The 19,272-nt window shown below is 40.5% G+C and carries 13 protein-coding genes and 2 pseudogenes; 8 read left to right on the top strand and 7 right to left on the bottom strand.

From position 1 onward, the window contains the following. Window positions 1-220: 220 nt before the first annotated feature. The 7 genes and pseudogenes from AC6RV6_RS28655 to AC6RV6_RS28625 all read right to left on the bottom strand — a co-directional run bounded on the left by AC6RV6_RS28655 (window position 221) and on the right by AC6RV6_RS28625 (window position 10,149). Window positions 221-1,151, bottom strand: a pseudogene (locus AC6RV6_RS28655) (ISKra4 family transposase). 18 nt (window positions 1,152-1,169) lie between these two features. Beyond that, entirely contained in the window at window positions 1,170-2,060 is an 891-nt protein-coding gene (locus tag AC6RV6_RS28650) for a hypothetical protein (RefSeq protein ID WP_500244290.1), read from the bottom strand. A gap of 175 nt (window positions 2,061-2,235) precedes the next feature. Next, on the bottom strand, window positions 2,236-4,161 hold the full coding sequence (dnaK, locus tag AC6RV6_RS28645; protein WP_500244289.1) for a molecular chaperone DnaK: 1,926 nt from the start codon (window positions 4,159-4,161) through the stop codon (window positions 2,236-2,238). A 510-nt stretch (window positions 4,162-4,671) separates the two neighbouring features. After that, window positions 4,672-6,753: a penicillin acylase family protein gene (locus AC6RV6_RS28640; RefSeq protein ID WP_500244288.1), complete on the bottom strand. Its 2,082-nt coding sequence runs from the start codon at window positions 6,751-6,753 to the stop codon at window positions 4,672-4,674. A 35-nt stretch (window positions 6,754-6,788) separates the two neighbouring features. Continuing rightward, complete coding sequence (locus AC6RV6_RS28635; protein ID WP_500244287.1) at window positions 6,789-8,096, bottom strand: peptidylprolyl isomerase; 1,308 nt, start codon at window positions 8,094-8,096, stop codon at window positions 6,789-6,791. 238 nt (window positions 8,097-8,334) lie between these two features. Then, window positions 8,335-8,439, bottom strand: a pseudogene (locus tag AC6RV6_RS28630) (P-II family nitrogen regulator); the annotation flags it as partial. A 126-nt stretch (window positions 8,440-8,565) separates the two neighbouring features. Continuing rightward, window positions 8,566-10,149 carry a B12-binding domain-containing radical SAM protein gene (locus AC6RV6_RS28625; protein ID WP_500244286.1) on the bottom strand — a complete coding sequence of 528 codons (1,584 nt, stop codon included), beginning with the start codon at window positions 10,147-10,149 and terminating at the stop codon, window positions 8,566-8,568. Between the two features lie 110 nt (window positions 10,150-10,259). Between AC6RV6_RS28625 and AC6RV6_RS28620 the strand changes: the two genes are divergently transcribed. From AC6RV6_RS28620 to lnt, 8 genes are all read left to right on the top strand, one after another. After that, window positions 10,260-11,396, top strand: a complete 1,137-nt coding sequence (locus AC6RV6_RS28620) for a hypothetical protein (RefSeq protein WP_500244285.1) — start codon at window positions 10,260-10,262, stop codon at window positions 11,394-11,396. Further along, a complete protein-coding gene (locus tag AC6RV6_RS28615) occupies window positions 11,393-12,358 on the top strand; it encodes an NAD-dependent epimerase/dehydratase family protein (RefSeq protein WP_500244284.1) in 966 nt (321 codons plus the stop codon). The genes AC6RV6_RS28620 and AC6RV6_RS28615 overlap by 4 nt, the downstream gene beginning before the upstream one ends. Window positions 12,359-12,381: 23 nt before the next feature. Beyond that, on the top strand, window positions 12,382-13,560 hold the full coding sequence (locus AC6RV6_RS28610) for an HlyD family secretion protein (RefSeq protein ID WP_500244283.1): 1,179 nt from the start codon (window positions 12,382-12,384) through the stop codon (window positions 13,558-13,560). A gap of 43 nt (window positions 13,561-13,603) precedes the next feature. Further along, entirely contained in the window at window positions 13,604-14,803 is a 1,200-nt protein-coding gene (gene devC, locus AC6RV6_RS28605; protein WP_500244282.1) for an ABC transporter permease DevC, read from the top strand. Between the two features lie 5 nt (window positions 14,804-14,808). Continuing rightward, window positions 14,809-15,927, top strand: a complete 1,119-nt coding sequence (locus tag AC6RV6_RS28600) for an ATP-binding cassette domain-containing protein (protein WP_500244281.1) — start codon at window positions 14,809-14,811, stop codon at window positions 15,925-15,927. A 101-nt stretch (window positions 15,928-16,028) separates the two neighbouring features. Next, complete coding sequence (locus AC6RV6_RS28595; RefSeq protein ID WP_500244280.1) at window positions 16,029-16,532, top strand: sterol desaturase family protein; 504 nt, start codon at window positions 16,029-16,031, stop codon at window positions 16,530-16,532. Window positions 16,533-16,576: 44 nt separating this feature from the next. After that, the gene (gene speE / locus AC6RV6_RS28590; RefSeq protein WP_500244279.1) at window positions 16,577-17,530 is read left to right on the top strand and encodes a polyamine aminopropyltransferase; all 954 of its coding nucleotides are present in this window, start codon (window positions 16,577-16,579) and stop codon (window positions 17,528-17,530) included. A gap of 159 nt (window positions 17,531-17,689) precedes the next feature. Beyond that, complete coding sequence (lnt, locus tag AC6RV6_RS28585) at window positions 17,690-19,162, top strand: apolipoprotein N-acyltransferase (protein WP_500244278.1); 1,473 nt, start codon at window positions 17,690-17,692, stop codon at window positions 19,160-19,162. Window positions 19,163-19,272 lie beyond the last annotated feature (110 nt).

Genomic DNA, 19,272 nt, shown 5'->3' with positions numbered 1-19,272 from the left:
TTCTTTTTACTGTACTATTTATATTTTCTTTACACAATAACTTCGGTAGACCCGAAAGAACTTTCCGACCATCTGGACTAAAACGGGTGCATCTCAAATTTGTAAATCGATAATTTAGACAACGGTAGAATCAGGGTTTTAGCTTCCGATTCTGGTGTTGTTGCAAAACTGAGATGCACCCACTAAAACTGGGTGCATCCCAAATTTGTAAAAACATCTTCTAAGAGAAAGTGCCGTTGAGATAAGCACAGCGTAGTGAAAGAATGCGAGGAGCATTTTCAACCTTCCATTGTGCTCCAGATATCTTAACACGTCTTCCGATTTGTTTAATTCCCGATTCAATCGTTCCTGACCCAATCGAACTCATTTTCTCTCGCTGATAAACCTCATAATTGATGAGACGTGTTTTGTGTCTTGCCAAATAATTACAAAAGTTAATAGCTTCAGAAGTCCGAATAGTTTTCAAGATTTTGAATGCCTTCTCAATTTTTCCTTGCCAGAGATAGGATTCTATCTTTTTCAAGCTCGCCGCGCTCATATTAATCTTAAATAAATTTTCCTTTCTTGAGATTCTGGGAAAAACGCTCCCAAGTAAACTCCATTTATACAAGCTTCTTTATAGTCTTTCCATTGACAAGGTTTCCCCTTTTCTTCTGTTCTTAGTCTGATTTTTCCTCCATCTACAGCCACTTCTTGTACCCCAAGTTTAGATGATGAGAGTTCTAAATCTTGCTGATTAACTAATCTGTGTAAGGTGCTGTGGGGAATTTTGATACCTGTCAGAATCCAGAAGTCTTCTTCCGCCCTTTGATAAGATTCATTCGCACAAATCATTAAGGCATTCTTTCGCATTTTTGGACTCAGACGAGAAGAAGGAGCAAGACCAAAATATTCAGCCTGTTTGTTAGTAATTTCAACCTCTCCAACAATTGTTTTTATTTTTCTCATTCTCCCAATTTCTATTTGGCTAACTTTTGAAAAAAAATCTTAGCAATTTCTGGGGCAACTTCCTCTTGAATTTCATCTCTTAATGTAATTTCTATTTCTTCAAATGTTTTCAGGTTGTCAGAGGGTGTATTTTGGTGTAAGATTTTCGCAATCTCTCTGGCATACTCTTTCACTTTTTCTCGTTCTTCTGTACTCAGATTCATTTTTTCTCCCTTTTTGAGTTAATTCTTCCTTTTCCTTACCATGATTCGGGGATTTTTGCAAAACTGGGATGCACCCCATTGTAAGCTAAATAATAACGACTGTCGCTTGATCAATAAATATTCTGATAAAGATACCTCTAAGCCATTGTCTAATTTTTTTTTAGCATTATCTTTTATTTTTTCAAGACCATCAACAATAATTACTAATCGTTTTTGGTTTTGGCCATTAGTTTGTCGCAGATTTATTTTTTCTATTGCTGGAATTATAAGCTCTTTGTTAATTAAGTCAACAATAGTCTTAATATCTATTAATTCAAAATATTTTCTCAACTTTTGACGAATAACAGGATTTCTTTTTGAATGATCAAAAATCATTTCAAGAGATTGCAAAAATTTGTCTCTCAATTTTATATTTGTATTTTGGGAGATAACCGATCTCTCTAGATCGTCTTGAGTAAAAATTTCGTTTTCTTGTAAAAATTCAATGATTTTTTTTACTAATTTTTCTAGTTGTTTGGGTTCAATTTCATCAAGTTCAATTCTATTCAATTTTTTGTAAAGATGATAAGTAATTACTAATAAAATATCGCCTATATCTATATCACTCATTTCTAAGTTTTTACAGGAATCAATGTATATAACATGAAAACCTTCTTTTTCTAATTCTACTTTCAACTTGAGTAGTTCTGTAGATTTACCACAGCCAATATGCCCGGTAAACAATTGATCGGTAGATTTATCTGGAGAGAAAAATGTAATATTTTTTTTCAGTTTTTCAACGCGATCTCCACGTACTGAAGAGAAGTCAACATAGTAATCAAGATCGTGCCGACAGTCTTGTTCATTATCACCTGAAAATAAAGCCTTACCGGGGTCTGTTGCTTGTAATAGTTTTTGTATATTTACCATAATTTGATAAAAGAGGATTTTAAACTTAATTAACGATAGCACACACTATAGCACGCAGGTTAGATGACTCCGAGATTTGTCGAAAAATCTCAAAGGTTATTGCATACCAACGAAAAGGCAATGAGTTTTACAACCCATTGCCTTTAATATTGAGAATTTATTCGGTGCGATCGCTTTATTCTTTAGTTTCTGAGAATTCAGCATCGATGACATCATCGCCACCGCCGGAAGAAGTACCACCAGAAGAATCACTGGGTTCGCCGCCACCGGGAGGAGGAGGCGCACCCGCTTCGCCCGCCGCATCTTGGTAAACGCTGCTACCGATCGCATACAACACCTGTTGCAATTCAGGCATCGCCGTTTTAATCGTCTCGTCGTCTTCTTTTTGGACGGCTTCCTTGAGATCTTTAATCAAGCCTTCTGCTTTGGTTTTCTCCTCGGCGGGAACTTTATCCCCCAATTCGCTCAACTGCTTTTCAGCTTGATAAGTGAGAGAATCGGCTTGATTCTTGCGATCGATTTTTTCGCGACGTTCTTTGTCAACATCGGCATTGGCTTCGGCTTCTTGAACCATGCGATCGACTTCATCGCTGGGCAAAGTAGAAGCCCCAGTAATACTAATCGATTGTTCTTTTCCAGTACCTTTATCTTTTGCCGTCACGTTGAGAATGCCGTTAGCATCGATATCGAAGGTGACTTCAATTTGAGGAACGCCTCGGGCAGCAGGGGGTATGCCATCGAGTCGGAACGTTCCCAAACTCTTATTATCTTTAGACATTTCCCGTTCCCCTTGCAGGACGTGAATTTCGACGTTTGTTTGTCCGTCAACTGCCGTGGAGAAAACTTCCGATTTTTTCGTGGGGATGGTGGTGTTACGGGGAATGATTTTGGTCATGACACCGCCCAAGGTTTCTACCCCGAGGGAAAGAGGCGTAACATCTAATAAGAGAATATCTTTGACTTCTCCGGCGAGAACTCCCCCTTGGATCGCCGCACCTACAGCAACCACTTCATCTGGGTTAACGCTTTGGTTGGGATCCTTGTTCAAAACCCGCTTGACCAATTCCGCGATCGCGGGAATGCGAGTAGATCCTCCAACCAAGACGATTTCATCGATCGCACTTTTATCCAACTTGGCATCGCGAATGGCATTTTCGGCAGGGATGCGACAGCGTTCGATCAAGTCAGAACAAAGATCCTCAAACTTACCGCGTGTCAGGGTCGTATCGAGGTGTTTGGGTCCGTCTTGAGTCGCCGTAATGAAGGGAAGGTTAATTTCTGCTTGGGTAACGCTGGAGAGTTCGATTTTTGCCTTTTCTGCGGCTTCCGTGAGGCGTTGTAAGGCTTGATTGTCTTTGCGAAGATCGATCCCTTCAACCTTCTTAAATTCTTCGGCAAGGTAATCTACAATCTTTTTGTCAAAATCATCTCCCCCGAGGTGGGTATCCCCAGAAGTGGCGAGAACTTCAAAAACCCCATCTCCGACTTCGAGGATGGAGACATCAAACGTTCCCCCACCCAAGTCAAAGACGAGAATAGTTTCATTGCTTTTCTTATCCAAACCGTAAGCGAGGGCGGCGGCAGTGGGTTCGTTGATGATCCGCAGAACCTCCACCCCAGCAATTTTCCCTGCGTCTTTGGTGGCTTGGCGCTGGGAGTCGTTGAAGTAAGCGGGTACGGTAATTACGGCTTGCGTTACCGTTTCACCGAGATACTTACTGGCATCCTCAATCAACTTCCGCAAGACTTGAGCCGAAATTTCCTCGGGGGCAAACTGCTTGCTGAGGGCGGGACATTCCAATTTAACGTTGGCGTTGCCATCCCGCAAAACTTTATAAGCAACTTCCGTGGTTTCGGTCGTTACTTCGTCATATTTACGTCCGATGAAGCGCTTGACCGAATAAAAGGTGTTACTGGTGTTCATTACCGCCTGACGTTTGGCAATTTGACCGACGAGGCGATCGCCATTTTTGGCATAGGCGACGACGGAAGGAGTCGTTCTAAATCCTTCAGCATTCGCGATCACGGTGGGTTTCCCCCCTTCCATTACCGCAACGCAAGAGTTTGTCGTTCCCAAGTCAATTCCAACTACTTTTGGCATTTCTTCTTTTTTGCTCCAAGTTAACAATTACAGAACTCTTCGGGGAGAAACCAAACCGAGTTGAGTTCTCGTGTTTTTTTAACTTCTTAAATTTGGTTACAGGATCTATTCCCTCTCTATACTTACGGCGATCGCGGTGTTTCCGTAAGTCGGGTTTTCCGAACATTTGCTTACTGGTTACGAATTGCGAGAGAAGTCATGGGTTTGAGTTCTGTCGGGAGCTAAGGACATTGGGACTAAGCGCTCTGGCCTGCACGATCTGACCAAAAAAGTAAGGTTTCAAGCCTCCTGCTTTAGCGATCGGAACTGAGGTCGTTCGTTTTAGCATTCCCGATAGGGAGCAGGGATGCTGAATTATAGTGCAACCCCAGCAAATCAAATAACTCTGCGGGAACGCCAAGGGAACGCGCACCAAGACATAGTTCAGTATCTTCAATCGACCTGTTGATAATTATTCATTGTTCATTGAAATAACGAGTTTCCGTTAACCAGCAGGATGGCTTCAAAACGCTAAAATATTTTACGGGCTTCTAAATGTTTCTTTATTTCCTCAGGAGTTCGCCAAACCGGACGCAGTTTACCTCGTGTATATCGTGATAATTGGTCAGTAATATGAGGAGAATTGGGCTGAGTAGAATTCCCGCAAACATTTAACACTCGAGCGCGAATCGGCTCTGAGAATTCAACGGCTGCAATATAAGTATCTCCGGCGATACTCTGAAATTTTCCACTTTCAGCCGGAACGATCCCTAAAACTTGAAAACTTCCTAACTGTCCCGGTGCGCCACTGGCGGGTAAATCTTCTCCCCTATATCGCAAACGAACTGCATCTCCCCAACTTATATCTAGTTTTCCATACAAGAGTTGCAATTGTGCGGCAGCATTTTCTAATCTGTCGATCGCGATTTCTGGATCCTTTAAATTATGCGGACTATTTAACGGATTATCTGCATTCCAAGGAGTTGCAAATAAATTATTTCGTTCCATTGAGAGACTCCACAAACCAAATAAAGCCGCACCTTTGCTATTGACATTTGCTTCTCGATCCCAATTTTCCAGAACTTTTGCGGCTTCTGATGATAAAGGATTATCTCGCTTTTTTGCGGCCGCGATGAGTTCATCAACAAGACGATCGCTGAGTTCTAAGCGAGAAGAAAATTTTGCCTCTATCATTTCCTCAAAACTCATTTTTTCTTCTTCAATCAGCATTTTGATGGAACGTTGCGTGCGAAAAAGATTGGCTGCTTTGCCTAAACTTTGAGGCGCAAGATAAGCGGGATAATTTTGCGCCTCTAATTGTTCGGGAAATGTGCTACTCCAAGGCGGATCGTTCGTATTTTGCAACCATCCTGTTGTCGGATTAACTAATCGAGGTAACTCTTCATAAGCATGATATTTTGTCCATAATGTTTTTGAGGTATCTCCTGCAATCGGTTGAGACCAATCTTGCCATGTTCCTTCATTTTTTACAGGGATTAAACCATTAAAAATATAAGCAATTTGTCCGGCTTTGTCGGCGTAGAGAATATTAAACATAGGCAATTGCAATTGAGAAATGGAGTCTTCAAATTCTTCTAAATTGGTCGATTTCGCCATGCTTAAAAACTGTTCGACTAAATGAGGGCGATCTAAACCAGCAACTCGCAACGCGATCGCTTTATCTTCTTCTTTTTTGATGACAACGCCATGACGCGATCGCAGAATATTTAATGCTTCTTTTTGAAAACTACCATCATCTTGTTTTATTTTAATTGTTTGATGTTTCTTTTTAAACAAATGTGGAACATCATCTAACCAATAACTGTCATTAGTTAAACTTAAATTATAAAATGTTTTGCCTTGAATCGGATTAACGGTAAGCGTCCATCCTAACTTATCGTTAAAAGCAATCACTAATGCCGGCATTCCTACTAAAGTAGCCCCATAAGCATTCAGATTGGGAGCATTTAGATGCGCTTCATACAACAAGTAAAAATCTTGCCATAATAAATGAGGATTGGCGAGTAAGAGTGCATTTCCGCTTTCCGATCGCGACGGTGCGATCGCCCAAGCATTAGATCCTTGCCAAGCAGAAATCTCGCGATCGCTGACCAAAAAATTAAAATGAATCACTCGTTGAATATGAGCTAAAACATCGCGACCCGTAATCGGTAAAGCTATTTTTAAAGAATTTTCTATTGCATTGGGGTGTTCTTCAATATAGAGGTTCATGCCCGTTGCAAATGCGGCTAAATATTGTTGTATTTCGGGACGTTGTTCTTCATACCAAATTTGAGCGCGATCGGGAATTCCCATACGACGGACGTAGCGATCGGATTCTCTATATTCTTCTCCCCAATATTCTGCTGCCTTTCCTCGTGCTTGTCCGTAAAGACGTAAAATCAAATTTCCATGACTCTGCATTTGAGCATAACCAAAAGCCTTAAACATTCCTGTCGTATCTCTCGCAAAAATATGAGGAACTCCCCATGTATCCCAGAGAATTTCTGTCGGACTTTTACTAATAACCGAGGAATTTCCCAAAAATAACGTTAAGATAATACTGCCAACGAGAAGAATAATTAAGAGAAAACGCCGCTTGAGAGAAAACATAAAATAACCCTAGGACAATTCATCTGATAAATTTTTTACTTTTTATTACTGGCCGTTCCTTGAATAATAACTTGTTGATATTGTTCCTGCAACCATTGGTTAAATTGTTCGTCAAGTAATTGTTGGCGAATCTCCTCATCTAATTTTGCTGGAACAAACTGTTCTAAACGGACCACCACAAACCAATTATCAATATATTGCGGACTCCATAATTGTCCCGGCTTACTGCGTTGAAACATTTCTTTTAAAGTTGGATGAATTTTGCTCAAAGAAATGGGACCGACGACTCCTCCTGTTTTGGCTTCTACTCCTTGAGAATATTCTTTGGCTATATTGCTAAATTCTGCTTCTTCTTCAAGAATGCGAAAATAAAGCTCCTGTGCAATTCCCAAATCTTGCGTGCGAAGCAAGGAATAAAGCACTTTATCTAACTGGGTTTTGCGTTCGAGAAAATAAGAGTCCAAGCGATCGCCCCACATCTGCTCTTTCAATTTTTCTAATTTGATACCTCGCGAGATCGCATTCTGCACTTGTTCTGTGGTCGTTCGTTTTTGTTGCAACCATGTTTGTAATTGCTGCGGTGAATTCACCTTCTGTTGTTGATAAAAAACTTCGATCGCTGCGGTTAATTCTTCTTGAGGGCAGTCAATAGAAATAAGGGCGCGATCGATAATAATTTCCCGGACTAATTTGGGCAACAATTGATACTTTTCTAATAACGGTATGATTTCCTCTACTGTGACATTCCAATCGCCAATTTTTAAAGCGGTTTGAGATCCAGAACCCTGAAAAGAATCGGGTTGAGAAGGCTTTTCTTTGTCTTGCTCTCGATGAGATAAGCTAACCGGTGCAGGATTCTTCTGAGGTGCGATCGCTTCTTCTTGAACCTCTACCGTCTCAAATCCTATGTCTTGAGGAGATTCTACGGGAGTAGGTGCAGTTGGAGATGATACCAAAGTGTCTGGTTTTCTTGCGGTTTTAGAGGATTGAGAAACCTTGGGGGAGGTAACTCGTATCGGTTCTAAATCTTTGTCCTGTTGAAGGGAAGAAGAAGGCAGATCGGATGGCTGGGAAGAATTTATCTCAACTGCCTCAACACTATCTGCAAAATTTTCTGCTTTTACAGCAGGATTTTCCGGGAGTGCAAGGGTTGATTCGAGTTCTCCTTCTTCCGCTAGTAAGGAGAAATGATGACTTGGTTTTACCTCTGTATCGGGGGCTAAAGATTCCTCCTCTTGTGGCATTTTTGCAGTATTCTGCTGTTGTTTCTGGAGATCGCGAATCGGTACGAACCCATGCCAATCCTCATCGGTCAATTCCCACAAACCCCAATCGCGAATCACGGCTCTAGCTCCCAAAGCTCATCGACTACTATTAACTTTACACTTTTTTTCAGATTCTGATGAAAGATTCGTTGACTTGCTGTTTTGAGGAAAAGGTAAAAAGAGAATCCTTGAGGAATATACCGTCCAATCTCCTTGGATTAAGCCGTTGCTTATTGTTAGTAAATGTAACGCGAGAAAAAGAACCGTGATTGAGATGAGCTTTTCTTTATTACCCAATCGCTGAGCTTATTTCTCATTAAGAAGCAACGCAATTAATCGAGCGAATTTCTAGCGCATCGGAAATATAGAAAACACCTCCAAATTTATTGAGAAGAGGACGCACTTTTTCAACTAGAGCCTTTTACGGAATTATTAATAGTTTTTGGGTTTAATTGATTGGGTTTAAAATGCAATAACAAACCATCACATAAGAAGGTTTGTTATTGCATTTTAGCGCTTAGTTTTCACCTTTCTACTTCTCTATTATCTAAGAAGCCAGCCTGACAGGTTCAGCAATTTTCTCTTTGGTTTCCAAGAATTCAGTTAATTGTGCTTCAATTTCATCTCGTACAATTTGGCGATATTCGATGAAATGTTCGAGGTTCGCACAAGTAGTGATATAAGACAGAAAAACTCTGGGATTTTTTTGCAAAAGGGAAAAGAGTTGCTGCCAAAACTGAATGCGAGTATCTCGCTTAATTCCTTGTCGCCAAACAATAATTGCTAAAGCACGCAATGCAATTAATTCTGGCATTTTAAATTTCTTTTTATGAGGTTTGGGTTGCATATTCAGATGATGCCGATAGACCCTTCCCAAATAACGATGAGGTTCATATAATTCCCAGAAACAGCGAACGTATTCTCGTGCTAACTCTTCAATGGGACGAGTGGGAATAAAATTCATTAAATTGGTTTGATTGCCGGCAACCTCATTAGTTTCCTCGAGTAAACGCCCTTCTTTTTGCAATCGCGTCCAGAGTGCTGTATTCGGTAACGCCTGCAACATACTAAACATGGCAAAAGGAATCGCAGTTTCTTCCACAAAATTAATAATGCGATCGCCAGATCCCGGTTTTTCGCCATCAAAACCAATAATAAATCCAGCCATCACTCGCAATCCTACATGATTGATTTTCAGGACGGCTTCAACCAGAGAGTTGCGGGTATTTTGAAACTTCTTCGTTAGTTCCAAGCTATCCGTATCGGGAGTTTCAATACCTAAAAATACAGAGTTAAAATTAGCTGCCATCATCAACTCTAAAAGCTCGTCATCTTGCGCCAAATCCACTGACGCTTCGGTAATCAAACTAAAGGGATATCCTCGTTCTTTCATCCAAGGTGCTAACTCCCGCAAAAGTAATTTGACATTGCGTTTATTGCCGATGAAATTATCATCTACCACAAATACCGAAGCCCGCCAACCGATATCATAGAGTGCTTGTAATTCTGCTAACAATTGTGCGGGAGTCTTGGTTCGAGGTTTACGTCCATAGAGAACAATAATGTCACAGAATTCACACTGGAACGGACAGCCCCGGGAAAACTGTACCGACATATCCGTATAAGCCGTTAAATCTAACAGATCGTAACGAGGAATCGGTGTTTTCGTCACGTCGGGTTTCTCTCCGTTAGCGCGGAAAATCCCCGATGTTTCTCCTCTTTCTAAGGCTTCTACAAAAAGTGGGAGGGTAATTTCTCCTTCATCCAAAATCAGGAAGTCTATATCAGCTTTCTGCGCGTATTCGGGGGTAGAAGTGACAGATGGACCTCCTGCCGCGATAGGTTTCCCTCGCTGTTTGGCTTCGTGGATAAGGTGCAGCATATCTGCTTTCTGTACGATCATGCCCGAGAGAATTACTAAATCTGCCCATTCCCAGTCGGCTTCTGTTTCCGAGGAAACATTGCGATCGACCAGACGAAATTCCCAAGTTTGCGGTAAAATAGCCGCGACGGTAATCAAGCCGAGAGGAGGAACGGAGACTTTTCGACCAATGAGTTCTACCGCTTTGTCAAAAGACCAAAAGGATTTGGGAAAGAGCGGATATATAAGTAAAACTCGTAACTTTTTCATAAAAAGATTATTCTGGTTTGCAAGTTTGACAGCTTAGCGAGAGTATCTACATAGTAGATTAATATGAGTGAAATTTTCCATCGAGCGAAAATTGATAATAAAAGAAACGAATGACTCCCAATAAATTTCAGATTAAGTCAGTTAATACATCTACAGAACGAAAGATTTTTCTAGATGTTCCCGATATCGTTTATTGCCATGATTCTCATTGGGTGCCACCACTGCGGGAAAGTATTGCCAAACAATTAGCGAAGGAGAATCCTTTTTCTCAATACGGAGAATTTCAGGCGTTTATTGCTCTCTCAGAAGCATCAGAGAAACCTTTAGGGCGCATTGTAGCAGCAATTAATCGGCGACTGCTCGATCGCGAGAAACAAAAAGTCGGTTTATTTGGCTACTTTGAATGCGTTGATGATGTTGAGGTGGCACGATCGCTTCTCGATACGGCTTGTCAGTGGTTGCGCGATCGCGAGATGACCGTTGCGAGGGGACCGATCGATCTGTCTACTCATAATAATTGCTTATTTTTGGTGGATGGTTTTGATTCGCCTCCCGTGATGATGATGCCTTACAACCCTCGCTATTATCCTGAATTTATAGAAAAACTGGGTTGGCAAAAGGCAAAAGATGCTTATGCTTATGAGTTACCTCTCGACCAACCGTTAGATTATAAATATGAGAAAGGTTATAATATTGCTCGAAAATCTGGCATTACTTTCCGCAATCTGCGAACAAAAGGAGAAGGATTTGAAGCTGATGTTCGCGGTCTCTATCATCTTTTTACCACGGCTTTCACCAACAATTGGAGTTCTTCTGCTCGCACTGAAGAAGAGTTTATGGCAGAAGCAAAGGATTTGCAACAGTTAGCCGATCCCGATATTTTTATCATTGCTGAAGATAAGGGAAAGATGGTGGGTTTGTTTATGTGTTTGCCTAATTATAATATTGCCCTCAAGCACATCAATGGCAAACTGAACTTCTGGGGAATCCTCAAATTTCTCTGGTATCGTCGTAAAATTAATACAACCCGCACGCTTGCCATTGGCTCCTTACCTGAATATCGTCGCAAAATGGTATCTTTAGGATTAATTTATTTAGGAATGAAAGGAGGAACAGAAAAGAAAAAACCCTACATTTGGTCAGAACTCTCATGGGTTTGGGAAGATAATTTGCCTTCGCGAAAAATTATCGAAGCAACGGGAGCAAAGATATATAAAACTTATCGAGTTTATGAGAAAGAATTATGAAAGCATTAGTTACGGGTGCAAATGGATTTACGGGCTCGCATTTAGTGAAATTGCTGTGCGATCGCGGTTATCAAGTGAAAGGCTTGGTTCGTCAATCTAGTAATTTATCGCGTTTGGAAAATTGCCATCTCGAACTCATTTATGGAGACATTTGCGATCGCGAGGTCTTAAAGAAAGCCATTGAAAATGTCGATGTTGTTTTTCACCTTGCTGCTTATGTTGAATTGGGGTTAGTCGATGAAGTCAAAATGGAACGAGTTAATGTGGAAGGCACTCGTGCTATTTTGGAGGTATCTCAAGCAGCAAAAATTTCCAAGATGGTCTACTGTAGTACGATTGGAGTATATGGCGATACGGAAGGTCAAATTATCGATGAAACCTTTCAACGACGACAAGACTATTTTTCCTCGGCTTACGATCGTACTAAATATCAAGCCCAACAATTAGTCGATGAATTTTATCAGCAGGGTTTACCGGTTGTTAGCGTGATGCCCTCAGGAATTTTTGGGGCTGACGATCCGCATTTTGGCCCGGTGATGCAACTGTTTTGTCAAGGCAAGTTAAAATTTTGGGTGGGAGGCGATCGCATTACAGGAATCGTTCACGTAGACGATTTAGTAGAAGCAATGGTTTTAGCAGCAGAAAAGAGCCGAGCGGGAGAACATTATATTATTTCTACAGGGGAGCTTAAAACCAGAGAAATGTTTACTTTACTCGGTCAAAAAATGGGCATTTCTACTCCCAAAGATCTGCCAGAGTTTTTAGTCAGAATTATTGGTAATATTCTCGATCCGATTGGACGATTGTTTTCTTGGAATCCTCCCATTAGTAAAGAGCGCGTGCATTATCTTTACGATCGCTGCGTTCGTATTGATAGCAGTAAAGCAAGTCGAGAATTAGGCTGGCAACCTCGTTCCCTTGAAGAAACTTTACACGATTCAATTGAGTCATCGATCGGATAAAAAACTACCTATTGCATCTCCTTATGACGTTAAAATCCCGATGGACGACTCCCTTAATTGCGATTTGCCTATTAGCGATCGCGGGTGTGCCAATTTTTTTATTGTTGCGATCGGGATTTCGCAAACCGGTCGAACAAAGTTCGGCTAATTCAGTGTCAACTCTCGAACAAGAAGAAGTTATTTCGGCATTAGGACGAATCCAACCCAAAGATAAAATAATTACTATATCGGGATCGTCTGCATTTCCTAATGCCAGAGTTGCCAAGCTTTTTGTCAAGGAAGGCGATCGAATTAAACGCGGACAAACCATCGCCATTCTTGAAAATATTACTCAATTACAAGCTGCTCTCGAACAAGCTAAAATTGATGCAAAATTGGTACGAGCGAAATTAGACCGCGTGCAAAGAGGGGATGCAAAACAAGGTCAAATTGCCGCACAAGAGGCAAGAATCGCCAATTTAGAAGCACAATTTCGCGGCGAAGTTGCCATTCAACAGGCACAGATCGATCGCTTGGAAGCAGAAGTCAAGCGAGTGCAAAATGAATTTAATATTTTAGTTCCTCTTGCGGACGATGGTGCAATTTCTCGAGAATATTTAAACCAAAGTCGCTTGCACTTAGAAACCTTTGAAGAGCAACTCGACGCAGCCAAAGCAGTTCTTTATAAAATCAATGCTGCCTTTCCCGAACAAATTCTAGAAGCAAAAGCGACCCTCGATCAATTACGAGAAGTCCGTCCCGTTGATATTCGCATTGCACGCACGGAGCTCGAACGCGCGATCGTAGCAATTTCTCGTGCAGAAGCTGATTTAGCCTTAGCCTATATTCGTTCTCCTCTTGACGCACAAGTCTTAAAAATCAATACTTTTGCTGGAGAAAGTATTAGAAATGGTGGGATTGTCGAACTGGCTCAAACCGAGCAAATGTATGCGATCGCAGAAGTTTACGAAACCGATATCACCAGAGTTCGCACAGGTCAAAAAGCCACGATCGCGAGTAATATTTTCTCTCGCGAACTCCGAGGCACTGTGGAAGCGATCGGCTCGCAAATTGGTAAAAGAGACGTTTTAAATAACGATCCAACTTTAGATATTGATGTGAGAGTTATCGAGGTTAAAATTCGTCTTGTCCCAGAAGATAGCCAACAAGTCACTCGTTTTATTAATTCACAAATTGAAGTTAAAATTTATCTAGCCGATTAGCTCTATATTGAACTTACAAGATACAATGAAGGAGAAACAATAAATGTTTAGGCAACTGAGAATTAGTTTCCAGAAAATACCGATCGCTTGGTTACAGCTTCAGCATCAAAAGAGTCAAACCTTAGCCGCAATTCTCGGTATTGCTTTTAGCGTTGTTTTACTCTTCATGCAAATTGGCTTTTATTCTGCTTTTCTAGATAGTTTTATTCAACTGCCGCAAAGTTTTCAAGGTGAAATATTTTTATTAAATACATGGTCGCGAGAATTTCTAACTACTTTTACATTTTCTTCTCGTCACTTGTACCAAACCCAAAAATTTCCTGAAGTTGAATCCGTAACTCCTATTTATAGAGGCATGGTATTTTGGCGCAATCCTCAAGATAAAACCGTGTTTCATCGCGGTATCATGGTGTTGGGTATTCCTCTTGACTCCGACGCGATCGCATTACCCGGAATCAAAGAAAATCTCAACAAACTTAAGGCAGAAAAGAGAGTTCTCTTCGATCGAAAAGCGCGACCTAATTTAGCTTACGTCACCCGAGAATTTCAAGAAAATGGCGTAGCAATTTCCGAGATTACTGTGCCGGGTTCTGGGTCATTTCAAAAAATACAAGTTAATGAATTATTTGAACTTGGTGCAAATACAACAATTGATGCCAGTTTGATTATGAGTCAATCGACATTTTCACAAATTTTTCATCGCAATCCCAATAATATCGATTTAGGGATTGTTAAGCTAAAAGAAAATGTAGATATTAATCGTACCATTGAAAAACTCAAAAATTATTTACCTCCAGATATCAAAATTTATTCTAAATCCGATTTTTTGGTTTATGTCAAAAACTATTATGAACATGGAACAGCCATGGGAATTATCTTTCGCTTTGCTTTAATTGGCTCGATTGCTGTAGGTGTAGTGATTTTATACCAAATCCTCTATCAAAAGGTCTCCAAACATTTACCTGAATATGCTACGCTAAAAGCAATCGGTTACAGCCATCAATCTTTAGTTACAATTGTCTTAGAGGAGGCATTCTTACTGGCATTTCTAGGGTACATTCCGGGTTTGATCTTGTCTGTATTTGTCTATGATTTTATTGCTTCAGCAACCAGTATGGCTATTATTATGCAATTTGGTACAGCACTGAGCGTCTTGTTATTAACCTGTATTATCTGTTTAGTTGCCGCGAGCTTTGCTGTACAAAAACTCAAAGAGGTCGATCCCGTTGAAATTTTCAGTTAGAGTCCATGCTAACAACAAATGTATTTAAGACCAATATTGTCGAGATCGATCGTCTCAACCACTATTATCGAGAAGGTGGGCGAAGAAAACAAGTTTTATTTGATGTGAATTTGGCTATTCAGTCTGGAGAGACTTTACTGCTAACTGGAGAATCAGGTTCTGGTAAAACGACGTTACTTTCTTTAATTGGCTGTTTGCGTTCGGTTCAAGAAGGTAGTCTAAAAATTTTTAATCGCGAATTATTTGGTATTCAAGAAACTCAACTTTTTAAACTTCGCCGTTATGTTGGCTATGTCTTTCAGCATTTTAATTTGCTAGACTTTATGACTGTCGAGCAAAACGTGCAGATTTCTCTAGAATTACAAGATGACTTTGCTCCCAAAAAAGCCAAGAAGATGAGCCGTGAAATCCTGAATAAAGTTGGTTTGGGGGATAAATTCACTGCTTATCCGAAACAATTATCAGGAGGACAAAAACAGCGCGTTGCGATTGCCCGTGCTTTAGTACATTCCCCAACCTTGATATTAGCTGACGAACCGACTGCAGCCTTAGATAGCAGAACAGGGCTAGAAGCGATCGAACTTATTCAGAGCCTCGCTCGAGAACAAGGCAGTGCAGTTTTAATTGTCACCCACGACCAGCGTATTTTTCATGTTGCCGATCGCATTATTCAACTAGAAGATGGTCATTTAAAACGAGGGTATAGCGAAGAAGCAGCCCTCGGACTGTCAGAATTAACCGAACGAGAATTAAATCGGCTGGCTGACAATTTTAACTTTAAAGTTCGTACCTATCAACCGGGAGAAATTATTCTGCATGAAGGCGATCGCGCCCCCGAATTTTATATTCTCATTCAAGGCACTGTAGAAGTGTTTCAAGAATTACAGAATTCTCACAAAGTCATTCTCAATCGACTCGAACGAGGGGATTATTTTGGCGAAATTGCGATGCTCATGGGACAGCGATCGCAAGCTACCGTACAAGTTGTTTCTAACATCGCGACCAAAATTCTAGTCATTAACCGTAAAGTCTTTCTCGACACCGTTTCTGATTCAGGATTAACCAAAGCTGTTTTATTGCAACAAATGTTACAGCGCTTGAAAATGTCAGCGAGTTTGAATTAATATTTCCTCGGAGCGATCGCAAAAAGACAAAAAAGGTTTAAAATTTTCAAAACTGCATTATCGCAGATTCAAAGACGAAAAAGACAAGGAGAGGAGCGAAAATGACTGGATTACAAAACATAGCTCTCAGTGCAGGGTGTTTTGCGATCGCATTTATTTCCAGCAGTTTGATAGAATACTGGCTGCATCGATTGATGCACTATTCTAAATCTATTGGCAAGCGTCATTGGGATCATCACAAGCGAAATGAAGGACAAGGAGTATTAGGGGAGTTTAGAGACTATCTTAAAGGAGGCTTTCTGGTAATGTGTTTGCCTTTTTTGATTTCTTTTTCTGTTGGACTAGGTTGGCTTTTAGGTGCTGTCGTTTATGCTGCTTTTTCTGCCTATGCACATCAACTGCAACACGAAAATCCTACAAAATGTTTTTGGATGAAAATGCCTGTTCATTATGTTCATCACAAACACAATCAATGGCATCATAATTTTGGTTTAGCTGTAGATTGGTGGGATTACATTTTCGGAACTTATAAAGAAACAGAATGGTTAACAGATGAAGAATTAAACCAACCAAAAAGGAGTTATTTAGAACTGCGTTGGTGGTAAGTCTTTTGGAATCCAAAAAATCATTGATATTAGGGAATAAAAAAATGGCAGGAAGCGAAGTTCAAGCTGATGCTTGGATTAAAGAATATATTACTCCTTGGGATGTATACGAGCATGGCATTAAACAACTAATTGCTTATCAAAAGACTGCTTTTCAGGAGATGTACATTATTGAAACGGGAGTATACGGCAAAGGACTCATCCTTGATGGAAAATGGCAGTCTTGTAGTGAAGATGAATTTCTTTATCACGAACCTCTCGTTCATCCAGCATTGCTTTCTCACAAATCACCTAAAAAAGTTCTTGTTCTTGGAGGAGGAGAAGGGGCAACCATTCGCGAAATTTTTCGTTGGAATACTATCGAACGTGCAGTTATGGTAGATATAGATGGAGAAGTGGTAGAAGCGTGTAAAAAATATCTTCCTGAAATACACCAAGGTGCATTTGACGATCCGCGCCTAGAATTAGTCATTGGAGATGCGTTGCAATATATCGACGAAACTCAAGAAAAATGGGATATTGTTATTTCCGATCTTTCCGATCCCATTGAAGAAGGTCCATCTTTTCAACTATTCACACAAGAATATTTCCAGCAAATCAAAGATATTATGGCATCAGATGGCTTTTTTGTTGTTCAGGCAGGACCTGTAGCTATTGGAGAAATCAAGTTACATGCCCGTTTGGTGAATACTTTAAAGACAGTTTTTCCCAACATTCTTTCTTATAACTCTCCCGTTCCTACTTATGCAGTTCCTTGGGGATTTGCTCTTGCTTCCGATTGCCAAATTGATACTCGTCCCAACCCTGAATCAATCGATCGTCTGTTAGCAGAAAAAACACATGGTGGCTTTAAACTAATTGATGGAATCACCTATTTGGGATTAGTGCAAACGCCGAAATATGTTCGTAATGCAATCGCAGAATATACAGAAGTTTACACACTCAAAAAACCACCCAAATTCTTTGGCAAAGGCGTTATTGGGGATAGGGAATTATAATTGATTTCCACCAAAATCTCATGAATTAAATTCTAAGGTTCAAAATTATTCTCTTTTGAGAGTGTTTTAATGCGATCGCTTTCTCTGTTCTCTGCTTCAAAGTTTTTATCAATTCTTCCCTGTCCTCAACTAATTTTTGCATTATTAGGAGGTGGATTAATGGGATTAACAATAGCTCCTGTAGAAGCCTTTCCTTTAGCATGGATTGCCTTAATTCCGCTTTGGATTGTCACAATCCGTGCATCTTGCAGAATGGCAATACTTTATGCAATCGTATGGGGATTTGGTTACTATGGTTTAGCACTATTTTGGATTACAGGCATTCATCCAATGACATGGTTGGGTATTCCTTGGTTGGGAAGTATTGCGATCGCATTATTTTCTTGGCTTTTTATTACTTTTTGGGGAATCGGTTTAGTTGTCGTTTGGTCAATACTCTTACCCAAAAATAAGGATTGTAAAACAGGATTAAATACGAGCATATTGCGAGTTTTAATTGGAACATCAACCTGGTGTATTCTCGAAACAATTTGGAGCTATACACCTTTATGGTGGTCGCCAATTGCCTATACCCAAAGCCCTCACAATTTAATTATACTCCATTTAGGGCAAATCTCAGGAACGACGGCAGTAACAGCAGCAATTGTTGCTGTGAATGGATTATTGGCAGAAGCATTAATCTTGAAAAGGAAACAAGAGCAGAATTGGCAATTAGTAAGTATTGCATTCGCTTTAACGATCAGCTTGCATGGGATCGGTTTGAGTTTATACCTTCGTCCTCTTGCCAACGAAAATCCTTTGAGAGTAGGCATTATTCAAGGCAATATTCCCAACGAGATTAAACTCAATCCTGAAGGATGGTATCAAGCAATTGAAGGTTATACCTTGGGATATAAAGAATTGAGCGATCGTGGTGTTGATGCCGTCCTCACCCCAGAAACAGCGTTACCTTTTATTTGGCAAGATCGAGGAGAATTTCAAAGCTCATTTTACCGGGCTATTCTAGAAAAAGGAGTATTGGCTTGGGTAGGTGGGTTTAAGCAAGAAAAAAATACAATTACTAACAGTTTATTTACTGTAACAGGAGAAGGCAAAACAGTTAGTCATTATGACAAAGTTAAGCTCGTTCCTTTAGGAGAATATATTCCATTTCAAAATATTTTAGGAAGATTTATCGATCGCCTATCTCCATTAGAAGCCATTTTAGTACCAGGGAAACCGACGCAAGTTTTTGAGACTCCCTTTGGACGGGCAATAGTGGGCATCTGTTATGAATCTGCCTTTGCATATCACTTCCAACGACAAGCAGCACAAGGAGGGGAATTTATTCTTACCGCATCCAATAATGCTCATTACAGTAAAGTTATGCCTGCCCAACACCATGCCCTTGATGTCATGCGAGCCATTGAAAGCGATCGTTGGGCTGTGCGAGCAACTAATACAGGCTACTCCGGAATTGTCGATCCCCACGGGAATACGCTATGGATATCAGGAATTAATACTTACGAACTCCACGAAGCAACGATCTATCGCCGAACGACAAAAACTATATATATATGTTGGGGAGATTGGTTGGCTTGGTGCTTTTGGGGGGTGAGCGCGCGCTCTTTTTTCAAAATCCAAAATCCTTGATCCCGAAAAGAGTTGCCTAGTAAGGAATACAGAGAATCAGGAAAATATTTTCGTCAAAAGGGTTGACAAGTGGAGAAAAAGTGGCTACCTTAGTAAATGCGCGGTTGAGA

This window comes from Spirulina sp. LEGE 11439 (genome assembly GCF_059821285.1).
This window is presented reverse-complemented; position numbering and strand designations above follow the sequence as displayed.